Origin of the sequence: Nonomuraea roseola (assembly GCF_039535395.1) — a bacterium.
Classification (GTDB): Bacteria; Actinomycetota; Actinomycetes; order Streptosporangiales; family Streptosporangiaceae; genus Nonomuraea; species Nonomuraea roseola.
The window spans coordinates 45,287-71,396 of record NZ_BAAAXC010000006.1 but is presented as its reverse complement, the minus strand read 5'-3'; the positions used below and the strand labels follow the sequence as shown (position 1 = coordinate 71,396).

Genomic DNA, 26,110 nt, shown 5'->3' with positions numbered 1-26,110 from the left:
ATCAGTGTTCCGATTAATGGAAGAAGCGCATGCGTAGTTCGCACTGGTATGCAGGAACCGATCGAAACGCCTACATTCACCGCGCGTGGATGCGTCGCGGTCTTCCGCAGGACGCCTTCGAGGGCGGCAGACCGCACATCGCGATCGCCAACACCGCCTCCGACCTCACCCCGTGCAACGCCCACCTCGACGAGGTCGCCACGAGCGTCAAGCAGGGCATCTGGGAGGCGGGCGGCGTCCCGCTGAACCTGCCGGTCATGTCCCTCGGCGAGACCAACGTCAGGCCGACCGCCATGCTGTGGCGCAACCTGGCCGCGATGGCGATCGAGGAGATGCTGCGCGCCAACCCCATCGACGGTGTGGTCCTGCTCGGCGGCTGCGACAAGACGATCCCTTCGTTGCTGATGGCCGCGGCCTCGGTGGACCTGCCCGCCGTCGTCGTGCCGGGAGGGCCGATGCTGACGGGGCACTTCCGCGGCGCGCCGCTCGGCTGCGGCACCGACGTGTGGCGCCTCAGCGAGGAGGTGCGGGCGGGAACCCTGTCGAGGGAGGCCTTCCTGCGCTCGGAGTCGGCGATGATCCGCAGCAAGGGCCACTGCAACACGATGGGCACCGCCTCCACGATGGCGTGCCTGGCCGAGGCCCTCGGCATGACCATCCCGGGCACGGCGGGCACTCCCGCCCCCGACGCCAGGCTGCTGGAGCGCGCCCAGGAGACGGGGCGCCTCGCGGTCTCGCTCGTCGCCGAGGACAGGACACCGAGCAGGGTGCTCACCCGCGCCTCCTTCCTCAACGCGATCGTCACCCTGGCCGCGATCGGCGGCTCCACGAACGCGGTCGTCCACCTGCTGGCCATCGCCGGACGGCTCGGCGTCGAGCTGACCCTCGACGACTTCGACAGGGTGGGGTCGGGCGTCCCGCTGCTGGTCGACCTGCAGCCCGCCGGCCGTCACCTCATGGACGACCTGTTCAGGGCCGGAGGGCTGCTGGCCGTGCTGAAGGAGGTCGGCGACCTGCTCGACCCCTCCGCGCCGACCGTCACGGGGGAGCCGCTGACGGCCTACCTGGACGCGGCGGAGATCTGGGACGAGACGGTCATCAGACGCAGGTCGTCGCCGCTGCTGGAGGACGCGGGCATCGCCGTCCTGCGCGGCAACCTCGCCCCGCGCGGCGCGGTCATCAAGCCCGCCGCCGCCTCGCCCGAGCTGCTGCGCCACCGTGGCAGGGCGGTGGTCTTCGACAGCGTCGAGGACCTCAACGCCAGGCTCGACTCGCCCGACCTCGACGTGGACGAGACCAGCGTGCTCATCCTGCGCGGCTGCGGCCCTCGCGGCTACCCCGGCATGCCCGAGGTCGGCAACCTGCCCCTGCCCCGCAGGCTGCTGGAGAAGGGCGTGCGCGACATGGTGCGCGTCAGCGACGCCAGGATGAGCGGCACCGCCTACGGCACCGTCGTGCTGCACACCGCGCCCGAGGCGGCCGTCGGCGGGCCGCTCGCGCTGGTGCGCACAGGGGACCCGATCGTGCTCGACGTGCCCGCGCGCAGGCTCGACATCGACCTCCCGCAGCGGGAGCTGTCGCTCAGGACCCCGGTGACCACCGGCTTCGCCGAGCCCGTCAGGGGCTGGCAGCGTCTCTACATCGACCACGTCCTGCAGGCCGACCAGGGCGCCGACCTCGACTTCCTGGTCGGCTCCAGCGGCCACGAGGTCAGCAGGGAGTCGCATTGAGAACGGCGCTCGTCAGCGGCGGCGCGAGCGGCGTCGGCCGCGCCTGCGCCGAACGGCTGTCCGCCGAGGGTGTGCGGGTCGTCACCGCGGATCTCGCGCCGGGCTGGGACGTGCGCCTCGACGTCACCGACCCCGAGGCCGTCACGGCGGCGGCGGGCCGCATCGGGCCCGTCGACATCCTGGTCAACAGCGCGGGGATCATCGGGCCGAACAAGCCGCTGTGGGAGGTGTCCGGCGAGGAGTGAGCCGCGACCTTATCAGCGGCGGCAGAGCCACCTATTGAGAAATCCGTGGTTACGGCTTTCTATCCGGTGGGCATGGGCGTGAAATGGGAGTGACCGGGCTCACACCCAGCGTGGAGGGAGCAGCCGTGACGACCGTTCGCGAGGCCTCAGTCCAGCAGGTCAGGCGCCGACGCACCGGCACCGTCATCGCCGCGTGGATGTCGACCACCGATCACAAGGTCATCGGGTATCTCTACCTGATCACGTCGTTCGCGTTCTTCCTCATCGCGGGCGTCATGGCGATGATCATCCGCGCCGAGCTCGCCCAGCCGGGCCTCGAGTTCGTGAGCCAGCAGCAGTACAACGCGTTGTTCACCATGCACGGCACGATCATGCTGCTGCTGTTCGCCACCCCGCTGTTCGCCGGGTTCGCCAACGTCATCATGCCGCTGCAGATCGGCGCGCCCGACGTCGCCTTCCCCAGGCTCAACGCCGTCGCGTACTGGCTGTTCCTGTTCGGCGGCCTCATCGTGCTGGCCGGGTTCGCCACTCCTGGCGGCGCCGCCGACTTCGGCTGGTTCGCCTACACGACACTGTCCACGGCGACCTTCTCGCCCGGCGTGGGCGGCGACCTGTGGATCATGGGGCTGGCGCTGTCGGGGCTGGGCACGATCCTGGGCAGCGTCAACTTCATCACCACGATCATCTGCATGCGCGCCCCCGGCATGACGATGTTCAGGATGCCGCTGTTCACCTGGAACACGCTGCTGACCAGCATGCTCGTGCTCATGGCCTTCCCCGTGCTCGCCGCCGCGCTGCTGGCGCTCGAGGCCGACCGCAAACTCGGCACCCACATCTACGACCCCGCGACGGGCGGCCCGCTGCTGTGGCAGCACCTGTTCTGGTTCTTCGGCCATCCCGAGGTCTACATCATCGCGCTGCCGTTCTTCGGGATCATCACCGAGGTGATCCCCGTCTTCAGCCGCAAGCCCCTCTTCGGCTACATCGGCCTGGTGGCCGCGACGATCGCCATCGCGGGGCTGTCGATGACGGTGTGGGCGCACCACATGTTCGCCACTGGCCAGGTGCTGCTGCCCTTCTTCTCGTTCATGACGTTCCTGATCGCCGTGCCGACGGGGGTGAAGTTCTTCAACTGGATCGGCACGATGTGGCGGGGCCATCTCAGTTTCGAGACGCCGATGCTGTTCGCGATCGGCTTCCTGATCACCTTCCTGCTCGGCGGGCTGACGGGCGTCATCCTCGCCTCGCCACCGCTCGACTTCCACATCAGCGACACCTACTTCGTCGTCGCGCACTTCCACTACGTGGTCTTCGGCACCGTGGTGTTCGCGATGTTCTCCGGGTTCTACTTCTGGTGGCCGAAGATGACGGGGCGGATGCTCGACGACCGCCTCGGCAAGGTGCACTTCTGGTCACTGTTCGTCGGCTTCCACACCACCTTCCTGGTGCAGCACTGGCTCGGGATGATCGGCTTCCCCCGCAGGTACGCCGACTACAGCGTCACCGACGGCTTCACCACCCTGAACCTGCTCTCCTCGGTCGGCGCGTTCCTGCTCGGACTGTCCACGCTGCCGTTCCTCTACAACGTGTGGAAGACCGCGCGCAGGGCGCCCAAGATCACCGTCGACGACCCGTGGGGCTACGCCAACAGCCTCGAATGGGCCACCTCCTGCCCGCCGCCCCGGCACAACTTCCGGTTCATGCCGCAGATCAGGTCGGAAAGGCCCGCCTTCGACCTGCACTACCCGCGGGCGGTGGAGCCCGACGACACCGTGACAGGCGCTCCGACGGAGCTCGACGCCGTCACCGGGTCGGGGGAGGTCACGGCCACGGACGACGCTCCTCCCAAGGGCTGAGCCAGGAAGGAGCGGTGTGCGTCGCCATGCCGTGGAGGAACAGGGGTTTCCGAATCCCGCGCCCGGTGCTTACGTGGAGGAGACGTTTCGCCAATCTAGGGAGATCGGCGATGACAGGCACGCGTACCCCCTTCACCCCCGAGACGGCGCCCTGCGGCAGGAAGTGCGGCGGTGAACGCTTCGTCGAGGACGACGGTTACGGCCTGCTGATCAGGGACCAGTACTTCGACTGCGGCTGCCGCAGGATCCGCCACGAGTACCACGACGGCAGCATCCATCTGAGCGCGGTGCGTCACGACGGCAAGCGCATCAGAGACCAGGACCAGCCCGACCACGGGAGCTGAGACATGATCGACGTGCTCATCGTCGGAGGAGGAGGGGCAGGTCTGCGCGCGGCCATCGCGGTCGCCGAGACCGACCCCTCGTCAACGGTCGCGGTGGTGTCGAAGGTCTACCCGATGCGCAGCCACACGGTCTCGGCCGAGGGGGGCGCCGCGGCCGTCATCGCCGACGGCGACACGCTCGACGAGCACGCCTACGACACGATCTCCGGCGGCGACTGGCTGTGCGACCAGGACGCGGTGGAGGCCTTCGTCGCCGAGGCGCCGCGCGAGCTGATCCGCCTGGAGCACTGGGGCTGCCCCTGGAGCAGAGAGCGCGACGGCCGCGTGGCGGTGCGGCCCTTCGGCGGGATGAAACGCCTGCGCACCTGGTACGCCGCCGACAAGACCGGCTTCCACCTGCTGCACACCCTCTTCCAGACCACGCTGAAGCACCAGGAGATCATCAGGTACGACGAGTGGTACGTCACCTCGCTCATCGTCGACGACGGACGCGTCCACGGCGTCGTGGCGGTCGAGATCAGGACGGGCAGGGTCGAGGCGATCGCGGCCAGGACCGTCATCCTGGCCACCGGCGGCTGCGGGCGCGTCTTCCCCTTCACCACCAACGCCGCCATCAAGACCGGCGACGGCATGTCCCTGGCCTACAGGGCGGGCGCGCCGCTCAAGGACATGGAGTTCGTCCAGTATCACCCGACGGGCCTGCCGTTCACCGGCATCCTCATCACCGAGGCCGCCCGCGCCGAGGGCGGCTGGCTGATCAACAAGGACGGCTACCGCTACCTGCAGGACTACGACCTCGGACAGCCCACGCCGACGCCGAAACTGCGCAGCATGGAGCTCGGCCCCCGCGACCGGCTCTCCCAGGCCTTCGTCGCCGAGCAGAACAGGGGCAGGACCGTCGAGACCCCCTACGGTCCCGTCGTCTACCTCGACCTGCGCCATCTCGGCGAGGCGAAGATCGAGGCCCGCATCCCGTTCGTGCGGGAGCTGTGCCGCAGCTACCAGAACCTCGACCCCGCCACCGACCTGATCCCGGTCAGGCCCGTCGTGCACTACATGATGGGCGGCGTCCACACCGACCTCCACGGCGCGACCCCGGTCGCGGGGCTGTTCGCGGCGGGGGAGACGGCGTGCGTCAGCATCAACGGGGCCAACCGCCTGGGCTCCAACTCGCTGCCGGAGATCCTGGTCTTCGGCGCCCGCGCGGGGGCGGCGGCGGCCGCGTTCGCGAGGGAGCACCGCGAGGGCGAGGCGGCCGCCGTCCGCAGCCAGGGCGCCGACGAGCGGCGCAGGCTGCGGCGCGCGCTGGAGAGCGACGGCACCGGGCCGAGGATCGCCGACCTGAGGGAGGAGATGCAGCACACGCTGGAGGGCGCGGCCGGCATCTACCGCACCCACGACACGCTGGCCAAGGCCGTGGAGACGCTGGAGTCGCTGCGGGAGCGGGCGGCCGACGCGCGGGTCGACGACCACAGCACGACCTTCAACACCGAGCTGATCTCGCTGGTGGAGCTGCACGCCATGCTGGACGTCGCCAAGACCATCATCGCCTGCGCGCTGAACAGGACCGAGTCGCGCGGCGCCCACCAGCGCCTCGACTTCCCCTCCCGCGACGACACGGGGTTCCTGGCGCACTCGCTGGTCCACCGCGCCCCCTCGGGCCTGCCCTCGGTCGGGCTGCTGCCCGTCGCCCTCACCCGCTGGCCGCCGGGCGAGCGGATCTACGGCCGTGACTGATCTCGAACGGATGGGAGGGCGATGAGCGCCAAGGCGACGAACGCGGCACGATCAGCCGGCGGCGAGCGCACGATCACACTGGAGATCAGCCGCTTCCGTCCCGAGCAGGACGCCGAGCCCGTCCTCGAGACCTTCGAGGTGCCGCTGCGCGACGACTGGGCCGTCCTCGACGGCCTCAACCACGTCAAGGACCAGCTGGACGGCACGCTGTCGTTCCGCTGGTCGTGCCGGATGGGCATCTGCGGCTCCTGCGGCATGACCGTCAACGGCAGACCCAGGCTGACATGCGGCACCTTCCTCACCGAGTTCGGCGCCGGCCCGGTCAGGATCGAGCCGCTCAAGGGCTTCCCCGTGATCCGCGACCTCGTCGTGGAGATCGACGACTTCCTGGCCAAGCTCTCCCACGTCAAGCCCTGGCTGATCAGGGAGGGCGAGGAGCTGCCGCTGACCACGGAGTACGCCCAGACGCCCGAGCAGCTCGAGGCCTACAAGCAGTACTCGATGTGCATCAACTGCATGCTCTGCTACTCGGCCTGCCCCGTGTACGTGCTCAATCCCGACTTCCTCGGCCCCGCGGCGATCGCGCTCGCCCAGCGCTACAACCTCGACTCCCGCGACCAGGGCGACAGGCTCGACCTGCTCAACACCGACGAGGGCGTCTGGGGATGCACGTTCGTGGGGGAGTGCACGAGCGCCTGCCCCAAGCACGTCGACCCGGCCGAGGCCATCCAGCGCTACAAGGTCACCGCGGCGATGCGCTCGGTCCTGCCCTGGGGGCGGCGATGAGCGAGACGACCAGGACCTACAGGCCTCGACGAGACCGGGTGTGGTTCCTGCGCTCCAGGGCCTACACGATCTTCGTGGTCAGGGAGCTGACGAGCGTCTTCGTGGCGTGGACGATCGCCTACCTGCTGCTGCTCGTCGCCGCCGTGCTCGACGGCGCCCTGCCCGCGTTCGCCGCCTTCGCCGCCCAGCCGTGGGTGATCGCGCTCAACCTGGTCGCGCTGGCCGCCACCGCCTTCCACTCCGTCACCTTCCTCAACCTCGCCCCCAAGGCCACGGTCGTCAGGCTGGACGGCTGGCGGGTGCCCGCCTTCATGATCCAGGGCGGCAACCACACCGCCTGGCTGCTGGTCTCGGCCGTGCTGTTCTGGGTGGTGACGCGATGAGGCGCACGCTGGAGCCGTACCTGTGGCTGCTGTTCAGCGGTGGCGGCGTGGTGGCCGCGCTGCTGCTGCCCGTCCTGGTGCTGCTGTTCGGGGTGCTCATGCCGCTGGGCCTGATCGACTGGCCCACGCAGGCCGAGCTGGCCGCCCTCCTCGACCCCCTCCTCGTACGGCTGGCGCTGCTCGTGGTGGTCGTGCTCTGCCTCTTCCACGCCGCGCACAGGATCCGTTTCACCAGCGAGGAGGTCCTGGGCGTCGCCAGGTTCGACCTGGCTGTCGCCGTCCTCTGCTACGGCGCGGCCGTCGCGGGCGGGGTGGTGGCCGCCCTACTGCTGTTCTGACATACCGCTTTCCGTAAAGGCCGGAACGATCTCCGCTTTCGCGCCTAACGTCCGCACTGCACGACCTCTGAGGCCATTCGCCCGGTAGATCCCGGGGAGAGAGGGAATGTGGTGCCAAGCACGAAGCGCCTGCTCGTGGCGCTCCCCCTGGTGGCGCTGGTCGCGGGCGGGTTATCGGGCGTCCGCGCCGACACCGCCGCCCGCTACGAACCGGCGCTCACCGACCACTACATCAACTACGTGCCGCCCGCCGAGGGCTTCACCCCCGCCGACCCGCCCAGGCCGGGCAAGGACGCCAGAGCCCGCATCCCCGCGCAGAAGCTCGACAGCCGGTTCAGCAGCGGCAACCCGGTGACCGCCAGGGTGCTGGCCGCGCGGGAGCGCCAGGCCGTCAGGACCGGGCTCAACCCGGCCGACTTCATCTTCAAGAAGTCCCGCAGGACGAAGACGGCCAAGCTGCTGACGATCCTGGTCGAGTTCAACGACCGGGCGAACGATGATTTTTCAGGATTCGAGCGGCTCAGGGGGCCGCGCAGCGCTCCCGACGACTGCGTCACCGAACCGCCTGGCACCAGGCTGAACGGCCCCCTGCACAACCGCATCCCCGACCCCGCCACCCTGCCGCGCAAGGACAACTTCTCCTTCTGGGTGCCCGACTTCAGCCCAGGCCACTACGACAGGCTGCTCTACTCCAAGCAGGGCCTCACCGCCAAGGTCAGGGGCGTCGACCTGTCCGGCCTCACCATGCGGAACATGTACGAGGAGATGTCCAAGGGCGCCTACTCCGTCTCGGGCTCGGCGGTGGGCTGGATCAGGCTCCCCCACTCCGAGGCATGGTACGGCGCGGCGGCGTGCGGCCAGCCGTACCAGGACATGTCGGGGCACCCCGACAACCCGCGCGGCAACGCCCAGCTGCCCGTCGACGCCGTGAACGCGCTGGCCGCCGCCCAGCCCCGCTTCAACTGGTCCGACTACGACCGCGAGGACCTCGGCGACGCCGACCGCGACGGGAATGTCGACGAGCCCGACGGCGTCGTCGACCACCTCGTGCTGGTGCACGCGGGCAAGGACAAGTCCTCCGACGGCGGCGCCCAGGGCGCCTACGCGCTGTGGGCGCACTCCAGCGCGGTCGCGGGAGGTCACACCGTCCCCGGCACGAGACTGAAGATCTCCAACTACATCGTGCAGCCGGAGGACGCCGGCGTCGGCGTCTTCGCCCACGAGTACGGCCACGACCTCGGCCTGCCCGACCTCTACGACACCAGCGGCGCGGCCAGTTCGGCCGTCGACTTCTGGGACCTGATGGCGAGCGGCTCGCACAGCGGCCCCCTCTACCAGTCGATGCCCGCGCACCTGGGCCTGTGGGCCAAGTGGGTGCTCGGCTGGGCCGACCCCGAGATCCTCGACCCGGGTGACAGGCCCAGGACGGTGGTCGTCGGGCAGTCCTCGCGCACGCCCCGCCTGACCGAGGACGGCGTGCGGGTCAACCTGGACAGCGCGCCGCTGAAGATGCTCGACCCCCACGGCGGCGCGAAGATGTGGTGGTCGGGCATGGACCAGGAGTGGGCCGACGTCAGGATCACCCGCGACCTGGCCGTGCCGGCGGGCTCCGATCTGCGGTTCTGGATGTGGAACAGCTACGACATCGAGCCCGACTACGACTTCGGCTTCGTCGAGGTCTCCACCGACGGCGGGGCCACCTGGACCCAGCGCGAGGTGTTCGCCGAGTCGGGGGCCGAGGTCAGCACGCCCGACGGCTACCCCGACCCCAACAAGGCCCTGCGCGGCTACGGCGGCAGGAAGTACGGCCTGACCGGCGCCACCGGCGGCTGGCGGCACGACTACGTCGACCTCACCCCGTTCGCGGGGACCGCGATCAAGCTGCGCCTGGTCTACAACACCGACGGCGGCACCACCCCGCGCGGCTGGTTCGCCGACGACTTCGCCCTCACCAGCGGCGGCGCCACGGTGTGGAGCGACGGCGTGGAGCAGGGCGCGGGCGGATGGACGCCCTCGGGCGCCACCTTCACCAACACCAGCGGGCAGGGCTGGACCGTCAGCACGGGCTCCCGCGAGATCTCCCGCTTCTACCTGGCCGAATGGCGCAACCTCGACGGCTTCGACAGGGGCCTGGCCCACGCCTACGACACCAGCTACCTGCGCGAGGGCTCGTGGAAGGTCGAGCGGGTGCGGTACAACGCGCCTGGGCTGCTGGTGTGGCTGCGCGACTCGACCTACACCAACAACGTGCTGGCCCCCACGCTGCTCGAAGGGCCGAGCCTCGGGGTGAAGGGCGGGCTGCTGCTCGTCGACTCGCACTACGAGCCGCTGCGCCGTACGGGGGAGTCGGCCGCCGTGGACCCGAGGGAGCGCAAGAACCTCGACGGACGGGTGCAGAGCTCGAACGCGGCCTTCTCCTTCGGCGCGACCCGGCCGTTCAGGGAGTGCCTGGAAGGCGAGCCCTTCGCCGAGCACTGCGCCTCCTACCCGGCGCTGAAGGGCGTGCCCGCCTTCACCGACGCGAAGGCCTGGTACCCGGGGCTGGACCTCGTCGAGGGCTCCCTCGACTACCGCGACTTCGACGCCTCGGTGGTGATCCCCGCCAAGGGGCCTTACACCACCAGGGTCGTCGACGCGGACGGCAGGCCCGCCACCGAGCTGTACGGCACCGAGCTCGCGGGCGGCCACATACTCGGCTCGGGCGAGCCCGGCGGGCAGGCGCTCGGCGTGCGGTTCAGCCTGCTCACCCCGCTGCCGGGCAACCTGGGAGCCGTCGTGCGGGTCACCCCGCCCAAGAAGTGATCATGCGCCGCCGGGGTGAGCGTCCCGGCGGCCCTACGATGTCATCCATGACCGAGCTCCGCAGCAAGGCCGAGCACACCGAGGCCATTCGCAGGGACCGGCGGATCGCCGTCGTGATCAACACGCGTTCCCGCCGTGGCCGCCGCCACTACTTCGAGGTGCTGGACCAGATCCACGCGCTGGGCTTCGAGCCCTTGGCGGAGTTCTCCGTCGTCAACCCCAAGAGGCTGCGCGCCCATCTGGACAAGGCCCTGGAGACCAAACCCGACCTGCTCGTCGTGGGCGGTGGCGACGGCACCCTGTCCTCGGCGGTCCGCCACGTCGCCCACCGCGACGTCGCGCTGGGCGTGCTGCCGCTCGGCACCACCAACAACTTCGCCCGCAGCCTCGGCCTGCCGCTCGACCTCGCCGGCGCGATCCGCGTCTTCGACACGGGCAAGGTCGCCGACATCGACCTCGGCATGGCGGAGGACAGGCCCTTCGCCAACCTCGCCAGCTTCGGCGTCTCCGTCGAGGTGGCCGGCACCGTCAAGCCGTGGCTCAAGCGCATACTCGGCCGTCCCGCCTATCCGCTGACGGCCCTGACGATCCTGCCAGGGCACAAGCCGTTCAGGGCGATCCTCACCGTCGACGGCAAGCGCCACGAGCTCCTGACCGACCAGCTCAACATCGCCAACGGCCGCTTCCACGGCGGCTGGCAGGTGGCCAGGGACATCAGCATCGACAACGGCATGCTCGTGGCCTACCAGCTCGGCTCGGGCAAGAAGCTGCGGCTGCTGGGCGAGACGCTCGTGCGCGCGACCACAGGAAGGTGGCGCAGCCTGGCGGGCGGCCCGTTCGTGATGGGCCGCGAGATGCTGCTGGAGACCGAGCCGCCGATGGCGGCCGACGTCGACGGCGAGGTACGGCTGCGCACCCCGATCAGGCTGCGCGTGGTGCCCAACGGGCTGCGGGTCATGGTGCCGTCGGAGTTCGAGGACAGCTGATCCCGGCCACTTGCATCCAAGCTGACAGCGAATTAACCTATAACCACATTTGCAGGTTCCAGTCAGCGAGGAGGTTCGGAGATGCTGTTGACCTCGATCGACCCGTTCATCCAGGAGTTCGAGCGCCAGTTCAACCGGCTGGCTCGCCAGAGCGTCGACGCCGGCTCGGCCATGCCCATGGACGGGCTGCGGCGTGACGACGACGTGGTGCTCAAGTTCGACCTTCCCGGCATCGACCCCGACTCCATCGAGGTGACCGTCGACCGCGGCGTGCTCAGCGTCACCGCCCGCCGCGAGGAGGAGATCGCCGAGAACGAGCGGATGTTCGTGAGGGAGCGCCCGATGGGCGCCTTCACCCGCCGGGTCTACCTTTCCGAGTATCTCGACAGCGACAGGATCGACGCGGGCTACGCCAACGGCGTGCTCGTCGTCCGCATCCCCGTGCTGGAGCGCGCCAAGCCGCGCAAGGTCGAGATCCAGCGCGGCGAGAGCAAGGCCATCAAGGCCTGACCTCGAGGCGGGGGCGGGCGAGGGAACCCAGATCCCCGTCGCCCGCCCCATGTCCCCAGGAGGTCGTGATGCCCGCGCTGCCCTTCGACGACGACCACGCGCCGCTCTACTCACTGGGCCAGGTGGCCGACATGCTGCAGGTGCAGCAGGCCTACCTGCGCCGCCTCGACCAGCACGAGGTCGTCAGCCCCGCCCGCTCCACCGGCGGGCAGCGGCGCTACTCCCGCCACGACATCATGACCGTGCAGCACGTCACCCAGATGGCCGACGAGGGCATGACGCTCATCGCCATCCGCCGCATCCTCGGCCTCGAACGCGAGGTCCGCCGCCTGCGCCAGGAGCTGAAGGCGGCCCAGGCCCGCCTGACCGAGCAGGGCTGACGACCGGCGCGCGGGAGCGCTCAGGCGTGCTCGCGGTACCAGGCGAAGGTCCTGCGGACGCCCTCCTCCAGTGAGACCTTCGGCTCGAAGCCCGTGAGCCCGCGCAGCAGCGAGATGTCGGGACAGCGGCGGGCGACCGAGCCCGCCGGCGCGGGGGCGGGGGAGACGACGGGGGCGGCGCCGGCCACCCTCAGGACGAGTTCCGCCAGGTCGGCGATCCTGGTCTCCTCGGTGTCGTCGCCGATGTGCACGATCCGCCCGAACGCCTCGGGCGTGGCCATCAGCCTGACCATCGCCTCGACCGCGTCGTCGACGTAGCAGAACGCCCTGCTCTGCTCGCCGCCGTAGAGGGTGAAGGGGTTCTCGCCGCGCGCCGCCCGCAGCGACAGCTCGGGGATGACGTGGTCCTGGCCCATCCTGGGCCCGTAGACGTTGTGGAAGCGCCCCACCACCGCGTGCGCGCCGTGCAGGACCGCCGCCTCGCCGTGCAGCTTGCTGATCGCGTAGGAGAAGCGCGGCGCGGCGACGTCCTCGATCACCAGGGGGACGGTCTCCGGCGTGGGAACGGGGACCAGCCCCGCGGTGACACCGCCCGCGTACGCCTCACTGGTGGAGGCGAAGAACAGCGGCTCGCCGGGCTCGATCCAGTCCAGCAGGTGCATTAGCGCCAGCGTGTTGACCCGCAGCACCCTGGCGGGGTCGCGCTCCACGTTCCGCACACCGACGACGGCGGCCAGCATGTAGATCTGGTCCCAGCCGTGCTCCAGCGCCCGGTAGGAGGCCGGGTCGGTGAGGTCGGCGTCGCGGACGTCCAGCGGCAGCTCCTCCAGCGCGGGGTCGCGCCTGCCCCTGGAGAAGTCGTCCACGACCGTGACGGCGTCGCCGTCGGCGAGCAGGCGCGCGGCCAGGTGCAGGCCGATGAAGCCGGCGCCGCCCAGCAGGAGGACTCTCATCGCGTGTATCCGATCCCCGCGTAGCGGATGCCCCTGCCGGCGAGCACGCCGGTGTGCCGGTCGGTGTCGAGGATGCGCCAGGAGTCGAACAGGACCCTGATCGAGGTCTCGCCGATCTCCATCCCCCTGTAGTCGGGGTGGTCGTTGACGATCAGCATGGCGTCGGCCTCGGTGAAGGCCTTGTCGAGGCTGACGGGCTGCCCTCCGTACTCGCGGATGACCTCGTCGGTGACCAGCGGGTCGTGACCGAGGACGGTCAGCCCGGCGGCGGTGAAGACCGGCATCATCTCGGCGATGGGGGTGCCGCGCATGTCGTCGGTGGCGGGCCAGCCCTTGTAGGCCCAGCCCAGCACAGACAGCCGCCTGCCGCGCGTCTCGCCGAAGGTCTCGCGGATCAGGCCCACGAGCCTGCCGGCGACGTGGGAGGGGAGGCGTTCGTTGAGCGCCCTGGCGTGGCCGACCAGGGAGGTGGTGGCGCTGGCCCGCATGAGATAGGGGTCCTTGGTGAGGCAGCCCCCTCCCACGTAGCCGGGTCTGGCCAGGTCGGGGCGGGGGTAGTCGAGGTTGGCCGCGCGGATGACCTCCAGGGGGTCCAGGCGGTGCTGCTCGGCGACCAGGGCCAGCTCGTTGCCGTAGGCGTAGATCAGGTCGGTGTGGCAGTTGTTGGCCAGCTTGACCATCTCGGCGGCCTCGAGGCTGGAGACGGGGACGATCCGGTCGGCCAGGCCCTCGAACAGCTCGACGCCCTCGCGCAGGCTGGGCTCGTCCAGGCCGCCGATCACCTGCGGCAGCTCGACCAGCTCGCGCAGCGCCTGGCCCTGGATCGTGCGTTCGGGCGCCATGACCAGCCGGGCGCCCTCGTCCAGCCTGGGCAGCACGACGGCGCGGCTGGTGCCGATCGGCACCGTCGAGCGGACCGCCACGAGGCGCTGCCCCCCGCAGGCGGCGGCGGCCTCGGCCAGGTTGCCGAGCCTCGGTGCGCCGGTGGCGAGGTCCACGGGCGTGGAGACGCAGAGGATCACCGCGTCCAGCGGCTCGCCGTCGGGCAGGCTGTGCCCGACCGTCACACCGGTGCCGAGGTGGTCGGCGAAGGCCTCCGCCACCCCCGGCTCGTACACGTGGACGCGGCCCCTCGACAGGGCCTGGACGACCGCGGGGTTCGCGTCGACCCCGTGGACCCTGTAGCCCTTGGCGGCCATCGCCGCGGTGAGCGTGAGGCCCACGTATCCCATGCCGACAACGCCGACAGTCTTCGGCATCGTCACTCCTTTCCGTCACAGGGGGGACTCACCACGTCGAGTTCGACCGTGGTGACGTTGCCCGCGAACCCCGCCCTGCCGTACGCCTCACAGGCGGTACGGCGGTGCGCGGCCGTGGTGGCGTAGTCGGTGGCCAGAACCGCCTTGCCCGCGGCGCGCAGGGCGGCGGCCTCCGAGAGGTTCTCCCCGCACCATTGCCGGTCGCAGGGCAGGTCCGTGGCCCTGAAGAACAGCTCCTCCATGCCGATGCCGTCGATCGCCTCGGTGTAGCCGGCGTGGTGGCGCAGCTCGGGGGAGTTCTGCGGGACCACGAGGAAGCCGGGCCTGCTCGCCTTGGCGTGGGCGCTGATCCTGACGATCAGGGCGGCCATCTTCCTGCCGAGGCTGCGCCGGCTCTCTCCTGGCACGCGCGCCAGGTCGATCTCCTCGTAGGCCAGCGGGGTGTCGAGGTAGACGCCGTCGAACCCGGCGCGCATCGCCTGCTCGAGCCTGGGCCTGACGACCAGCTCCCACCAGCGTGGGTCCCAGTAGCGCACGAAGTGCTCGTCGGGCCAGTCGGGCCAGACGTTCAGCCTGAGATCGGCGGGCAGCGTCGCGAACTCCGAGCGGAACTCCTCCACCGAACCGATCTCGAAGTAGGCCAGCACCCTCTTGCCCGACTTCCTGACCTCGGCGATCTCGGCGGCGCTGAAGTAGCCGGGAGCCGTGGCGTCGCGGGACAGGTCGACGATGGCCAGCTCGTGCGGGGCGGCGGCGACCGCGTCGAGCCGTCCGCCCGGATAGCCGGTCAGCACGTAGGTGAACGACCGCACCCCGGTCAGCGGCCCCGCCTCCCGCGAGGCCGACCCTTTCGACGGCGCGGCGCAGGCGGGCATGGACAGGGCGGTCAGGGCCGCCAGCGCCGCCGCGGGCCGCCTCATCCCTCCTCCGCCATCGCCTTGAGCGAGTCGGCCAGGCTGTGGACGGGTCGCCAGCCGAGCACCTTCTCCGCCCTCGAGATGTCGGCCTGGCTCCACGTCGCCGCCCCCGACCTGTCCCCACCCGTCACCGCGCAGGGGTCCTCCCTCTCGCGGATCTCGCCGGTGAAGCCGACCGTCCGCGCCAGCTGCTCCACCGCCTGCCTGACCGTCACCGCGCGCCCCGAGCCCACGTTGAACACCCGCTCGGGGAGGGCGCCGGCGAAGGCGGCGGCCACCACCGCCCGCGCCACGTCCCTGACGTCCACGAAGTCGCGCACCGCGCCGAGCGGGCCCAGCGTGACGCTCCCCTCCGCCTCGCCGAGCAGGGCGTGAGCCTTCCCCATCACGTTCACCCTCGTCAGCCCGGGGCCGACGGGGTTGAAGACCCGCAACGAGACCCCGTCCACAGGGGCCGAGGTGATCAGCCCGGTGCCTGCCAGGTGGCTGACCCCGTAGGCGGTCACCGGCCTGGCGGGGTCGTCCTCGCGGGTGGAGCTCCCGTACGGCACCGGCCCGTACTCGGCGGCCGAGCCGAGCCTCACCAGTCTCGCCGAGGGCGTCACGTCGGCCATCGCCTCCACGAGCATCGCCACCACGCCCGCGTTGCCGCGCAGCAGCTCGTCGGGCCCGCCGCTCATCCGCCCCGTGCAGTTGATCACGACGCCGGGCCGTACGGACGACAGCAGCCCGGTGACGGAGGCCACGTCGGCGCAGAGGAGGTCGAGCCTCGCCCGTCCCGCGCAGACCAGCTCGCCCACCCTGGGGTCGCCTTCGAGCAGGAGCCGCACCTGCCTGCCGAGGAAGCCGGAGGCGCCGAGGAGCAGCACCCTCACAGCGCCCGCTCCCTCTCGGGCAGCAGCAGTGGCCTGATCTCCTCGAAGCGGGCGTTGGCCTCGTCGTAGTCGTCGGGGCGGCCGATGTCGAGCCAGTAGCCCTCGAACTCGAACACGGCGGGCGGCCGCCGCCTGGCCAGCAGGTCGAGCACCAGCTCGTCGAAGCCGAAGGCCATCCCCTCGGGATAGCCCTCGATGCAGCCGCGCGACAGCGCGTAGACACCCATGCTGACCAGGTAGCTCAGCAACGGCTTCTCCCTGAACCCCGTGATGTGCCCGCCCGCGGCCTCCAGCACGCCGAAGTCGATCTTGACCACGCGCGGCGCCGTGGCGACGGTCAGCGAGGCGCTGGAGGCGGTGTGGTGGTGCAGCAGATCGGCGTAGTTCAGGGTGGTCAGGACGTCGCCGTTCATGACGAGGAAGTTGTCGGGCAGCCGGTCCCTGATCGAGAACAGCGGCCCGATCGTCGACAGCGGCGTCACCTCCTCGGTGTAGTCGACGGTGAGATCCCAGCGGGTGCCGTCGCCGACGAACGCCCTGATCAGCGGTGACAGGTGGCCGACGGCCAGCGTCACGCTGGTGAACCCCTGCGCGGCCAGCTGGCGCAGGATGATGTCGAGGATCGCGTACTCCTCGCCGATCGGCACCAGCGGCTTGGGCAGCGCCGAGGTGTACGGCCGCAGCCGCACCCCCTTGCCGCCCGCGAGTATGACGACATGCATAGGCTTCCCTTCCAGCGGTAGTGCCGAGTCCCACGAGTGTCGGGGCCGGGAGTTTCACTTCGGTTCCTCCTCGATTTCCCCCGGGATAGGCTCTCGATCATGGGATTCGAGGGTGCGGAGGGACGCTGGCGCGCCGGCCTCGGGACGCTGCGCAACGTGGTCAGGCAGGAGCTGGTGACCAGGCAGCTCGACCGCCATCTGCCCGCGGCCCCTGCCCGCGTGCTCGACGCGGGATGCGGCCAGGGCACCCAGGCCCTGCGGATGGCCGAGCGCGGCCACGACGTCACGGGCGTCGACGCCTCTCGCGAGCTGCTCGACCTCATCGACCCCGCCCTGGTCCGCACGATCCATTCCGACCTGTCAGGGTTGTCGTCGCTGTTCGAGCCCGAGTCGTTCGACGTGGTGCTGTGCCACGGCGTTCTGATGTACCTCGACGAGCCCGGCTCGCTCCTCACCGACCTCGCGGCGCTGGTCAGGCCCGGCGGGTTCCTGTCGCTGCTGGTGCGCAACGGCGACGCGCTCGCCATGCGGCCCGGCCTGATGGGCGACTGGCAGGCCGCTCTGCAGGCCTTCGAGGGCGGCCGCTACACCAACCGCCTGGGCCTGCGCGCCAGGGCCGACCGCCGCCTCGACCTGGCCGCGGCCCTGTCGGCCCGCGGCCTCGAGGTCGTCGCCTGGTACGGCGTGCGCGTCTTCACCGACCTCGATCCGGGCACCGAGGAGGCTCCCGCCGACCTCGACGCGCTGATCGCGTGCGAGGAGCTCGCAGGCCGTACCGATCCCTATCGGTCGGTGGCCGCGCTGACTCACCTGATCGGTGGTAGACAGGAGATATGAAACGTCCCGGCTCCTGGTGCGAAACGCCGCGTCCTCCCCAGCCGTGGTGCGAGCGCCCCGCCCCTCCCGCCCCCTGGTGCGAGAGCCCCGAGTCCTCCGTGCTCAGCGTCCTGGACAAGCTGCTGAAGGCCGTCAAGCGCTGAGGTTTCCGTTCCGTGGGGTGGGTAGGCGCCATACCCATGAACACCAAGCAGGGCCTGTCCACGGCTGAGCTGGTCAGCGACCTCTCCGCACAGCTGTCGCAGCTCGTGCGCAGCGAGATGCGCCTGGCGCGCCTGGAACTGGCCGAGAAGGGCAAGCGGGCAGGGTTCGGCGCGGGCCTGTTCGGCGGCGCGGGCCTCATGGCCTTCTACGGCGGAGCCGCCCTGGTGGCCGCCGTCATCTTGCTGCTGACTTCCGTGCTGCCGGCCTGGGCCGCCGCCGCGATCGTGGCCGCGGCCCTGTTCGTGCTTGCCGCCGTTCTCGGCCTGATCGGTAAGAACCAGGTCAAGCAGGCGACGCCACCCACACCTGAAGCGGCGATCGCGAGCGTCAGGACCGACATCGACGTGGTGAAAGAGAGGGCACGACGATGAGCGAGACCGATCCAGGCTTCAGTGAGTCACACGCGGGCGACGTCGGAGCGCGCAGGGCCACCGTGGGCACGCCGACAGATCATGAGTCCATCAACGTTCCGCCGACCCGCGCGGGTGCGGCGGAGAACGCCCACCAGGCCGAGGAGGCCCGCAGGCCGCACGAGGAGTTCGTGGCCGAGGGAACGGTGCCGGACGAGCGCGTCGGCTCGGGAGAGGTCGTCCAGCCGCCGGAGATCCCCGGCTCGGGCAAGACGGCCGACTGGATGCATGCGGGGGGCCAGGGAAGGACGGCCGCCTCCAAGGAGGCCGAGCTCCGGGCCGAGACGGCCGCCTCGGCCGAGTTCGAGACGGCCGAGGAGACGAGCCGCTTCGTGGAGAACGGCGGCCGCGGCGTCGCCCGCCCGGCGGCCAGGCGGCCGCGCGGCACCACAGGATCGACGACCGCCGGTGACACAGAGGTATTCAAGGAGGAGCACGTGCGCAAGGACATCACCGAGACCCGCAAGGAGCTCGGCGACACGGTCGAGGCCATCGTGAACAAGGCGGATGTGAAGGGCAGGGCGACCGAGGCCGCGGGAGCGGCGAAGGACAAGGTCGTCGCCGTCGCCGACAGGATGCCCGACCAGGTGAAGGAGGCCGCCGACAAGGTCGGCACCGAGGCGAGGCGCAGGCCGGCGCTGATGATCGCGGCGGCAGGGGCGGTCGCCCTGCTCGTGATCCGCAAGGTGATGAAGCGGAACCGGAAGTAGGCGCATGTGGTGGGGTGCGCTCAAGCGGGCGTTCGCCGAGTTCAGGCACGACGGGGTGCAGGACTGGGCGGCCGCCCTCACCTACTACGGCGTCCTGTCGGTCTTCCCCGCGCTGATCGTGCTGGTGTCCTTATTGGGGCTGGTCGGGCGTGACGACGCGGCGGCCGTCATCGGCAGCATCGCCGTCCTCGCTCCTGCGGAGGTGCGCGACCTGCTGGTCCAGGGGCTGGCGGGGGTCCGGAGCACCGGCGCGGGCGTGCTGGCGATCGTCGGTCTGCTGGTCGCGCTCTGGTCGGCCTCCGGCTACATCGCCGCCTTCGTCCGCGCCGCCAACGCGATCTACGACATCGAGGAGGGGCGCCCGTTCTGGAAGCTGACCCCGCTCAGGCTCGGCCTGACCCTGCTGGTCATGGTGCTGCTGGCCGCGGGGGCCATCGCGGTCACGCTGACGGGCAGGGTGGCGCAGGTGGCAGGCAGCAGGCTCAGCATCAGCGACACGCTCGTCACGCTCTGGGACATCGTCAAGTGGCCCGTCCTCGCGCTCATCGCCGCAGGGCTGATCATGGTGCTCTACTGGGCGGCGCCGAACGTGCGGCAGCCGGGCCTGCGCTGGATCACTCCGGGCGGGCTGCTCGCGGTGGTCCTGTGGGTGCTGGTCTCCGGCGGCTTCGCGCTGTACGTGGCCAACTTCGGCTCCTACAACAAGACCTACGGCACGCTCGCCGCCGTCGTGGTCTTCCTCATCTGGCTGTGGCTGTCCAACATGGCCCTGCTGTTCGGCGCCGAGTTCGACGCCGAGCTGATCAGGGGCAAACGCATCGCGGAGGGGCATCCCCCCGAGGTGGAGCCGTACGCGGTGCCGAGAGATCCACCCAAGCCGGATACGCTTCCTGAATGATTCGTCGCGCGATGGTGGCGCTGGTCCTCACGCTGGGCCTGGCCGGATGCGGTGCGGGCACGGCCGTCAGCGATCTCGGCAAGGTCGTCGAGGGGGCTCCGGGCGCCACCACCCCCGTCGAGGTGCGCAAGGGGCAGCGCTTCTCGCTGTCGCTCACCGAGGGACAGTGGGACCTCAAGGCGGTGCCCGACGCCAAGGTGGCCTCCTTCATCAGCGAGGAGCACCTCGACGGCCGCACCTACTTCGTCTTCAACGCCAAGCATCCCGGCTCCACCCGCGTCGAGATCACCGGCCAGGCGGAGGCGAGTTTCTCGATCACCGTCAGGAACTCGTAGGCGCTCGCGCGGTCGTCATGAGTAGGGTGCGCCCATGAGCGATCTCCGAGACTTCATGCGAGTGCGGGCCAGCGCCGACGGCGCCGAGACGGTGACCTGGTGGACGGGCGACGTCTACGCCTACGGCCTCGACGAGGGCCCGCACCACCTGTTCGGGTTCGAGGGCGTCAACGTGGCCAGGGCGGTGGAGAAAGACGGCGGCTGGGAACTGCTGACCAGGGAGGCGGCGGCCTATCTCGACCCCGCCTCGCGCGACCCCCTCGACACCTGGGACAACCCCTTCACCGGCAGGCTCGTGGACGTCCAGCACGTCTACAACGACCCCGTCAACCAGCGGCTGCGCGGCTTCCAGGTGCCTGCCACCCGCATGGGCGACACGGTGGTGCTCAACACCGACATCCTGCTCGCCTACCCGTCGCCGCTGAAGGTCGCCGACTACCCCGACAACTCCTTCAGCGACACCTACAGGGCGATGGAGCTGTTCCAGTTCTTCGCTCCCGCCGCCGCGCTCGAGGGCGACGCGCCGTCGGTGCCGAACACGCTTTCGTGGTGCAGGGTCTCGCCCTGGCTGCCGTGGATGACGATGGGCCAGCGGCCGGGCGCGCTGGTCTACCACTGCAGGGGAGCCAAGGTCGGCGAGGTGCCAGGCAACCTGGAGACCCTGTTCGGGCCGCTCAACGCGCCCACCGAGTGGAGCGCGCCCAACCAGACGAGCTGGACGACGTTCGTTGACCGAAGAAAGTTCTGATCGTTAGCCTTGTCAAGGTGACGCTTGGCAGGTACTACGAGGACTTCACCGTCGGCGACGTCTACCAGCATCCTCTGGGCAGGACGATCATCGAGGCCGACAACACCTGGTTCACGTTGCTGACGATGAACACCAACCAGAACCACTTCAACGCGCACTTCGCGGCCAAGGCCCCGGCCGGGAAGATCATCGTGAACTCCGGTCTGTCGGTGGCGATCGTGCTGGGCCTCTCGGTCATCGACGTCAGCCAGACGGCGATGATGAACCTCGGCTGGGAGGAGATCAGGCTCACCCACCCCGTCTTCATCGGCGACACCCTCTACGCCGAGTCGAAGGTGCTCGCCAAGCGCGAGTCCGGGTCGAGGCCGTACGCGGGGATCGTCACCTGCGCCACGCGCGGCCTCAACCAGGAGGGCGACGAGGTGATGTCGTGGCGCAGGACCGTCATGGTCTACAAGCGCGACGCCCCGCACGACAAGGGCTACTTTCCCACCGCGAAGAACGGACCCATGTGATGAACTTCGAGCTCGACGAGGACCAGCAGCTGTTCCGCGCCACGCTGAGGGAGTTCGTCGACAAGGAGATCGTGCCCGTCGCCTCCGAGTGGGAGCGCTCGGGACGCTATCCCGCTGAGATCGTCGAGCGGTTCAAGGAGCTCGGGCTCTTCGGCATGACGATCCCCTCCGAGTACGGCGGGCTCGACCTCGACCGCGTCTCCTACGCGCTGGTCTTCGAGGAGATCGCGCGCGGCTGGATGGGCGTGGCGGGGGTGCTCGGCTCCCACTCGCTGTCCGCGTGGATGATCAACCAGTACGGCACGCAGGACCAGAAGGAGCGCTACCTGCCGGACCTGGCCAGCGGCGCCCGCCGTACCGGCATCGCGCTGACCGAGCCGGGAGCGGGCACCGACCTGCAGGGCATCCAGACCCGCGCCGAGCGCGACGGCGAGCACTACGTGGTCAACGGCGCCAAGACGTGGATCACCAACGCCCGCCACGCCGACCCCATGCCGGTGCTGGTGAAGACCTCCGACGAGACGCCCGCCCACAGGGGGCTGTCGATGCTGCTCGTCGAGGCGGGCACGCCCGGCTACACCGTCAGCCGCGACCTGCCCAAGCTGGGCTACAAGGGCACGGAGACCTGCGAGATCACCCTGCAGGACGTCCGGGTGCACAGCGACCAGCTGCTCGGCGGCGTCGAGGGGCGCGGCATGCAGCAGGCGCTGTCGGCCCTCGAGCTGGGCAGGGTCAACATCGCCGCCAGGGCCGTGGGCGTCTCGCAGTGCGCCTTCGACGCCGCGCTCGCCTACGCGGGCCAGCGCGAGGCGTTCGGCAGGCCCATCGGCGACTTCCAGGCCATCCAGCTCAAGCTCGCCGACATGGCCACCGAGATCCAGGCGGCCAGGCTGATGACGTACTGGGCGGCCTCCAGGTCGGCGAGGGCGGAGGCCGCCATGGCCAAGTACTTCGCCTCCGAGGTCGCCCTGAGGGTGACGATGGAGGCCATGCGGGTGCACGGCGGCTACGGCTACTCGCAGGAGTTCGTGCTGGAACGGCTCTACCGCGACGCGCCGCTCATGGCGATCGGCGAGGGCACCAACGACGTGCAACGCATGGTGATAGCCAGGGACCTGCTGAGCGGAGCGGTTAAGGTCGGCTGGTGAGCTGTCTGTTCTGCGAGATCGTGGCAGGGGAGCGACCCGCCTTCGTGGTCACCTCCGACGAGGTGGCGCTCTCCTTCCTCGACACCAGGCCGGTGTTCAAGGGACACCTGCTCGTCGTGCCGCGCGCGCACGTGGAGACGCTGACGGACCTGGCCGAGGTCGGGCCGTTCTTCGAGCGCGTCCAGCACCTGGCGGGAGCGGTCGAGAAGGGGCTCGAGGCGGCGGGCACGTTCGTGGCGATGAACAACCGGGTCAGCCAGAGCGTTCCGCACCTGCACGTCCACATCGTGCCGCGCAACAGGAAGGACGGCCTGCGCGGCTTCTTCTGGCCACGCACCAGGTACGCCTCCGACGAGGAGGCCGAGTCGTACGCCGCGGCGATCAGGCGAACCAGCTGAGCGACTGGCCGTGCGGCCCCGCGAATGCCAGCGGCCTGCCGTCCAGGACCAGCGCCATCACCGCCCTGTCGGCCGGCGGCGGGGACGGCAGGCGCACCCACGGCTGCCTGGCCGGTCCCTCGTTGGCCAGCCAGTGGCACGGCAGCGCCCGCATGGTCGCGGCGAACCGCTCCCTCTCGGCCTCGCTCAGGTACGGCAGCACCGCGGTGTGGAAGACCACGACCGTCGCCTCCTCGGGCGCCTGCGCGACCAGCCCTGCCACGCACTCGTTGAGGTCGCCGCGCACCAGGCGGGGCGGGTCCTGCGCGACGACCGACACGGCCCGCTCCAGGTTGGCCAGCCGTTCGGGCTGCCACGGCCACACCAGCGCCCTCAGCCAGGCCACGGCGTCGGGGTCGCGCACGTCGAGCGGGTTGAGGTCCACGCCCACCCGCCACACCACCTCGGGCAGCCTGTCGGGCAGCGGGGCAGGCCCGGTGACCTCGCACGTGAACGCGCCCTCCTGGGGGCCAAGCTCGCGTCCCGGATAGCGGTAGCCGTACCTGTCGGGATAGAGGCACAGCCCCGCTGAGGCGCCCACCTCGATCAGCGCCAGCGGTCCGTCCAGCAGGCAGAGCGCGGGCAGCAGGGCGGCGCAGCGGGCCGCCTCGTTGGTCTGGGTGGAGCGGGCCAGCATGGTGGCGCGGACGGCGTCCCAGCTCTGCCGTACGAACGAGGAGAAAGCGGGATAGGCGGTGACAGGGCCGCCGAGAAAGCGGACGGCGGCGAACAGCAGGTTGGGCTGCTGCTTCGGGGCGGGCAGCGCGGCGATCAGGCCCAGGGTCGCCGGATCGGCCGCGATCCCCTCGGTCAGCTCCCGATAACCCGGCGCCTCCACCCTGCCGAACAGCTCGTAGCGCCGTGCGAGATCGTTCACGCCCGCAGCATAGAGGTAGGCTCCGCCCGTGGAACCCTTGGTCGTCGTTCTGCTGCTGGTCCTCCTCGTCGGGGGCCCCTCGCTCGTGCTGTGGCGCGTCCTGCGGGGCAGGCGCGAGCTGGGCGCGGGCCCCGCCGAGCGGGCGACGTTCGAGACCCTGCACACCGCCTCCCTGGCCGCGCCCCCGCTGCGGGCGGGGCTGAGCGAGGAGGGCGCGCAGCGGGCCTCGCGGCACCTGCGCGAGCTGCTCGGCTCGCCCGCCATCGCGATCACCGACGGCGAGCGGCTGCTGGTCTACGACGGCGCGGGCGAGCACCACGCGGCCGAGGCGTTCGCGCACGCGGCGGGCACCCTCAAGGACGGCCGCACCCAGGTGCTGAACCTCGACTGCGACCTGCTCGAATGCCCGATCAGGCACGCCGTGGTGGTGCCGCTCAGCACCGACGACAGGGTGGTCGGCTCGCTGGCCGCCTACGGCCAGGAGACCTCAGCGGGGCTCGTCAGGGCCGCCCAGGAGGTGGCCAGGTGGGTCGACTCCCAGCTGGAGCTGGCCGAGCTCGACCGCAGCCGCACCCTGCTGATGGAGGCCGAGGTGCGGGCGCTGCGCGCGCAGATCTCCCCGCACTTCATCTACAACTCGCTGACCACCATCGCCAGCTTCGTCCGCACCGACCCCGAGCGCGCACGTGAGCTGCTGCTGGAGTTCGCCGACTTCACCCGCTACAGCTTCCGCAGGCACGGCGACTTCACCACCCTGGCCGAGGAGCTGCGCTCCATCGACCGCTACCTGATCCTCGAGCGCGCCCGCTTCGGCGACCACCTGCGGGTCACGCTGCGCATCGCGCCCGAGGTGCTGCCCGTCGCGGTGCCGTTCCTGTGCCTGCAACCCCTGGTCGAGAACGCGGTGCGGCACGGCCTCGAATCCAAGAACGGCGTCGGCCGCATCGCGATCGTCGCCGAGGACGCGGGCGCGGAGTGCCACATCAGCGTCGAGGACGACGGCCTGGGCATGGACCCCGAGCGCCTGCGACGCATCCTGGCCGGAGACGTCTCGGCCGAGAGCGGCGTCGGCCTGGCCAACGTCGACGAGCGGCTGCGCCAGGTCTACGGTGACGAGTACGGCCTGGTCGTCGAGACGGCGGAGGGCGCGGGCACCAAGGTCAACATCAGGGTGCCCAAGTACCACCCCGGCGTGTCGGCCCGCTGATCAGCTCCTCCAGCCTCAGCCCCTTCAGCTCGGGCGACTCGCGCGAGACCATCCTGGCCGCCAGCCTCTCCACCGGAACGACGCCGAGCGGCCTGGCCGCGTCGATCTCGTCGCGGATGAGCAGCGCCACCCGCCGCTGGTCCTTCGGCACCAGGTCGGAGGAGGTCCACGCCCGCACGATCGCCTCGGTCCTGATCGCGTTCATCGACGCGGTGTTGCCGTGCAGGCCGTCCTCGACCGCCCGCCTGATGAGCTGCTCGAGCTCGGGCGTGATCGGGTCGTCGCGCTCCTCGCGGCACTCCACGCGCAGCACCAGGTAGTCGAGGAGCACCGGCCGGCCGTCGGCCCTGAGCCGTCCCTCGACGATCTCCAGCCTCCCCGGCGGCGCGGGCGCGTCGAGCACCACCAGATGCCCCGCCTGCACCGGCCTGCCGCCGCCGCCGGGCGCCACCATGCTCCAGTGCACGCCCAGCCTCGGCTGGTCTCCCGTCGCCTCCAGAACCACCTCCAGGCCCTCTGACATCTTCTCCGCGATGGTCGCCGCGGTCGCCAGCGGCGGGCCGACGAGGCCCGCCAGCTTGCCCAGCACCTGGACGGCGGCGCCCAGCGGTCCCTGCTGCGTGACCTGGTAGAGGCCGGCCTCGACGGTGACCACCCCGCCGTTGTACGGCACCAGCGGCGAGACCTGCAGGTCGAGGTGGACGCCCGGTGTGGACCACGCGGGGGTGCTGACCGCCTTGAACCCGACGGGCTGGGTGCCCAGGAAGTTGAGGGTGAGCCCGCCGTGCAGGGCGGGGAAGTGGTCGTTGCCCCACGACCTGCGCTGGCCGAGGAAACCCTCGGTCAGCCAGAGCCGCACGTAGCCCTCGCGGGGGACCAGCGGCCTGGACCCGGGGTCGGGGATGAACTCCAGGTGGACGTGGTCGGCCTTGGCACTGAACCACTGGGACAGACGGCTCAT

General features: G+C 70.6%; 30 protein-coding genes. 23 read left to right on the top strand and 7 right to left on the bottom strand.

Annotation, left to right across the window (positions count from 1 at the left end; all coding sequences use genetic code 11):
• Positions 1-29 precede the first annotated feature (29 nt).
• From ABFX55_RS06060 to ABFX55_RS06005, 12 genes are all read left to right on the top strand, one after another.
• Positions 30-1,730: an IlvD/Edd family dehydratase gene (locus ABFX55_RS06060; RefSeq protein ID WP_346118432.1), complete on the top strand. Its 1,701-nt coding sequence runs from the start codon at positions 30-32 to the stop codon at positions 1,728-1,730.
• The gene (locus ABFX55_RS06055; protein WP_346118430.1) at positions 1,727-1,975 is read left to right on the top strand and encodes an SDR family oxidoreductase; all 249 of its coding nucleotides are present in this window, start codon (positions 1,727-1,729) and stop codon (positions 1,973-1,975) included. Before ABFX55_RS06060 ends, ABFX55_RS06055 begins: the two co-directional genes overlap by 4 nt.
• A gap of 83 nt (positions 1,976-2,058) precedes the next feature.
• Positions 2,059-3,831, top strand: a complete 1,773-nt coding sequence (ctaD, locus tag ABFX55_RS06050) for an aa3-type cytochrome oxidase subunit I (protein ID WP_428834756.1) — start codon at positions 2,059-2,061, stop codon at positions 3,829-3,831.
• A 110-nt stretch (positions 3,832-3,941) separates the two neighbouring features.
• Positions 3,942-4,175 (top strand): hypothetical protein, encoded by a 234-nt coding sequence (locus tag ABFX55_RS06045; protein ID WP_346118428.1) that lies wholly within the window; start codon positions 3,942-3,944, stop codon positions 4,173-4,175.
• Positions 4,176-4,178: 3 nt separating this feature from the next.
• Positions 4,179-5,912: a fumarate reductase (quinol) flavoprotein subunit gene (gene frdA / locus ABFX55_RS06040; protein WP_346118426.1), complete on the top strand. Its 1,734-nt coding sequence runs from the start codon at positions 4,179-4,181 to the stop codon at positions 5,910-5,912.
• Positions 5,913-5,933: 21 nt separating this feature from the next.
• Positions 5,934-6,698 (top strand): succinate dehydrogenase iron-sulfur subunit, encoded by a 765-nt coding sequence (gene sdhB / locus ABFX55_RS06035; RefSeq protein WP_346118424.1) that lies wholly within the window; start codon positions 5,934-5,936, stop codon positions 6,696-6,698.
• Positions 6,695-7,081, top strand: a complete 387-nt coding sequence (locus ABFX55_RS06030) for a hypothetical protein (RefSeq protein WP_346118422.1) — start codon at positions 6,695-6,697, stop codon at positions 7,079-7,081. Before sdhB ends, ABFX55_RS06030 begins: the two co-directional genes overlap by 4 nt.
• Positions 7,078-7,419 carry a fumarate reductase subunit FrdD gene (gene frdD / locus ABFX55_RS06025; protein ID WP_346118420.1) on the top strand — a complete coding sequence of 114 codons (342 nt, stop codon included), beginning with the start codon at positions 7,078-7,080 and terminating at the stop codon, positions 7,417-7,419. The genes ABFX55_RS06030 and frdD overlap by 4 nt, the downstream gene beginning before the upstream one ends.
• A gap of 111 nt (positions 7,420-7,530) precedes the next feature.
• The gene (locus ABFX55_RS06020; RefSeq protein WP_346118418.1) at positions 7,531-10,221 is read left to right on the top strand and encodes an immune inhibitor A domain-containing protein; all 2,691 of its coding nucleotides are present in this window, start codon (positions 7,531-7,533) and stop codon (positions 10,219-10,221) included.
• Positions 10,222-10,268: 47 nt separating this feature from the next.
• Positions 10,269-11,207, top strand: a complete 939-nt coding sequence (locus ABFX55_RS06015) for a diacylglycerol/lipid kinase family protein (protein WP_346118416.1) — start codon at positions 10,269-10,271, stop codon at positions 11,205-11,207.
• An 81-nt stretch (positions 11,208-11,288) separates the two neighbouring features.
• Positions 11,289-11,717, top strand: coding sequence for an Hsp20/alpha crystallin family protein (locus ABFX55_RS06010; protein WP_346118414.1), 429 nt, complete (start codon positions 11,289-11,291; stop codon positions 11,715-11,717).
• Between the two features lie 68 nt (positions 11,718-11,785).
• Positions 11,786-12,097: a MerR family transcriptional regulator gene (locus ABFX55_RS06005; RefSeq protein WP_346118412.1), complete on the top strand. Its 312-nt coding sequence runs from the start codon at positions 11,786-11,788 to the stop codon at positions 12,095-12,097.
• 20 nt (positions 12,098-12,117) lie between these two features.
• On the opposite strand, the gene ABFX55_RS06000 is transcribed toward ABFX55_RS06005, so the two are convergent.
• The 5 genes from ABFX55_RS06000 to ABFX55_RS05980 are packed head-to-tail and all read right to left on the bottom strand — an operon-like array spanning position 12,118 to position 16,823.
• Positions 12,118-13,050, bottom strand: a complete 933-nt coding sequence (locus ABFX55_RS06000) for an NAD-dependent epimerase/dehydratase family protein (protein ID WP_346118410.1) — start codon at positions 13,048-13,050, stop codon at positions 12,118-12,120.
• Positions 13,047-14,309, bottom strand: coding sequence for a nucleotide sugar dehydrogenase (locus ABFX55_RS05995; RefSeq protein ID WP_346118408.1), 1,263 nt, complete (start codon positions 14,307-14,309; stop codon positions 13,047-13,049). The genes ABFX55_RS06000 and ABFX55_RS05995 overlap by 4 nt, the downstream gene beginning before the upstream one ends.
• A gap of 2 nt (positions 14,310-14,311) precedes the next feature.
• Positions 14,312-15,229: a glycoside hydrolase family 191 protein gene (locus ABFX55_RS05990; RefSeq protein WP_346118406.1), complete on the bottom strand. Its 918-nt coding sequence runs from the start codon at positions 15,227-15,229 to the stop codon at positions 14,312-14,314.
• A complete protein-coding gene (locus ABFX55_RS05985) occupies positions 15,226-16,101 on the bottom strand; it encodes an NAD-dependent epimerase/dehydratase family protein (RefSeq protein ID WP_346118404.1) in 876 nt (291 codons plus the stop codon). Before ABFX55_RS05985 ends, ABFX55_RS05990 begins: the two co-directional genes overlap by 4 nt.
• The gene (locus ABFX55_RS05980) at positions 16,098-16,823 is read right to left on the bottom strand and encodes a sugar phosphate nucleotidyltransferase (RefSeq protein ID WP_346118403.1); all 726 of its coding nucleotides are present in this window, start codon (positions 16,821-16,823) and stop codon (positions 16,098-16,100) included. Before ABFX55_RS05980 ends, ABFX55_RS05985 begins: the two co-directional genes overlap by 4 nt.
• 99 nt (positions 16,824-16,922) lie before the next feature.
• Here ABFX55_RS05980 and ABFX55_RS05975 point away from each other — a divergent pair, with 99 nt between their 5' ends.
• From ABFX55_RS05975 to ABFX55_RS05930, 10 genes are read left to right on the top strand one after another with little or no spacing between them, the layout of a single operon-like run.
• Entirely contained in the window at positions 16,923-17,660 is a 738-nt protein-coding gene (locus ABFX55_RS05975) for a class I SAM-dependent methyltransferase (RefSeq protein WP_346118401.1), read from the top strand.
• On the top strand, positions 17,657-17,803 hold the full coding sequence (locus ABFX55_RS05970) for a hypothetical protein (RefSeq protein ID WP_346118399.1): 147 nt from the start codon (positions 17,657-17,659) through the stop codon (positions 17,801-17,803). Before ABFX55_RS05975 ends, ABFX55_RS05970 begins: the two co-directional genes overlap by 4 nt.
• A 36-nt stretch (positions 17,804-17,839) precedes the next feature.
• The gene (locus ABFX55_RS05965) at positions 17,840-18,235 is read left to right on the top strand and encodes a phage holin family protein (protein ID WP_346118397.1); all 396 of its coding nucleotides are present in this window, start codon (positions 17,840-17,842) and stop codon (positions 18,233-18,235) included.
• On the top strand, positions 18,232-18,984 hold the full coding sequence (locus ABFX55_RS05960) for a DUF3618 domain-containing protein (protein WP_346118396.1): 753 nt from the start codon (positions 18,232-18,234) through the stop codon (positions 18,982-18,984). The genes ABFX55_RS05965 and ABFX55_RS05960 overlap by 4 nt, the downstream gene beginning before the upstream one ends.
• A 4-nt stretch (positions 18,985-18,988) precedes the next feature.
• The gene (locus ABFX55_RS05955) at positions 18,989-19,882 is read left to right on the top strand and encodes a YihY/virulence factor BrkB family protein (protein WP_183645756.1); all 894 of its coding nucleotides are present in this window, start codon (positions 18,989-18,991) and stop codon (positions 19,880-19,882) included.
• Positions 19,879-20,217, top strand: coding sequence for a hypothetical protein (locus tag ABFX55_RS05950; RefSeq protein ID WP_346118394.1), 339 nt, complete (start codon positions 19,879-19,881; stop codon positions 20,215-20,217). Before ABFX55_RS05955 ends, ABFX55_RS05950 begins: the two co-directional genes overlap by 4 nt.
• A 34-nt stretch (positions 20,218-20,251) precedes the next feature.
• Positions 20,252-20,965, top strand: a complete 714-nt coding sequence (locus ABFX55_RS05945) for a DUF1838 family protein (RefSeq protein WP_346118392.1) — start codon at positions 20,252-20,254, stop codon at positions 20,963-20,965.
• A 17-nt stretch (positions 20,966-20,982) separates the two neighbouring features.
• On the top strand, positions 20,983-21,480 hold the full coding sequence (locus ABFX55_RS05940; protein WP_346118390.1) for a MaoC family dehydratase: 498 nt from the start codon (positions 20,983-20,985) through the stop codon (positions 21,478-21,480).
• Positions 21,480-22,628, top strand: a complete 1,149-nt coding sequence (locus ABFX55_RS05935; RefSeq protein ID WP_346118388.1) for an acyl-CoA dehydrogenase family protein — start codon at positions 21,480-21,482, stop codon at positions 22,626-22,628. The genes ABFX55_RS05940 and ABFX55_RS05935 overlap by 1 nt, the downstream gene beginning before the upstream one ends.
• Positions 22,625-23,026, top strand: coding sequence for an HIT family protein (locus ABFX55_RS05930; protein WP_312895455.1), 402 nt, complete (start codon positions 22,625-22,627; stop codon positions 23,024-23,026). Before ABFX55_RS05935 ends, ABFX55_RS05930 begins: the two co-directional genes overlap by 4 nt.
• On the opposite strand, the gene ABFX55_RS05925 is transcribed toward ABFX55_RS05930, so the two are convergent.
• A complete protein-coding gene (locus tag ABFX55_RS05925; protein WP_346118386.1) occupies positions 23,010-23,942 on the bottom strand; it encodes a DUF2332 domain-containing protein in 933 nt (310 codons plus the stop codon). The genes ABFX55_RS05930 and ABFX55_RS05925 overlap by 17 nt on opposite strands.
• A gap of 28 nt (positions 23,943-23,970) precedes the next feature.
• Here ABFX55_RS05925 and ABFX55_RS05920 point away from each other — a divergent pair, with 28 nt between their 5' ends.
• Positions 23,971-25,149, top strand: a complete 1,179-nt coding sequence (locus ABFX55_RS05920; RefSeq protein ID WP_346118384.1) for a sensor histidine kinase — start codon at positions 23,971-23,973, stop codon at positions 25,147-25,149.
• Here the strand turns inward: ABFX55_RS05920 and ABFX55_RS05915 are convergent.
• Positions 25,109-26,110: a hypothetical protein gene (locus ABFX55_RS05915; protein WP_346118382.1), complete on the bottom strand. Its 1,002-nt coding sequence runs from the start codon at positions 26,108-26,110 to the stop codon at positions 25,109-25,111. The genes ABFX55_RS05920 and ABFX55_RS05915 overlap by 41 nt on opposite strands.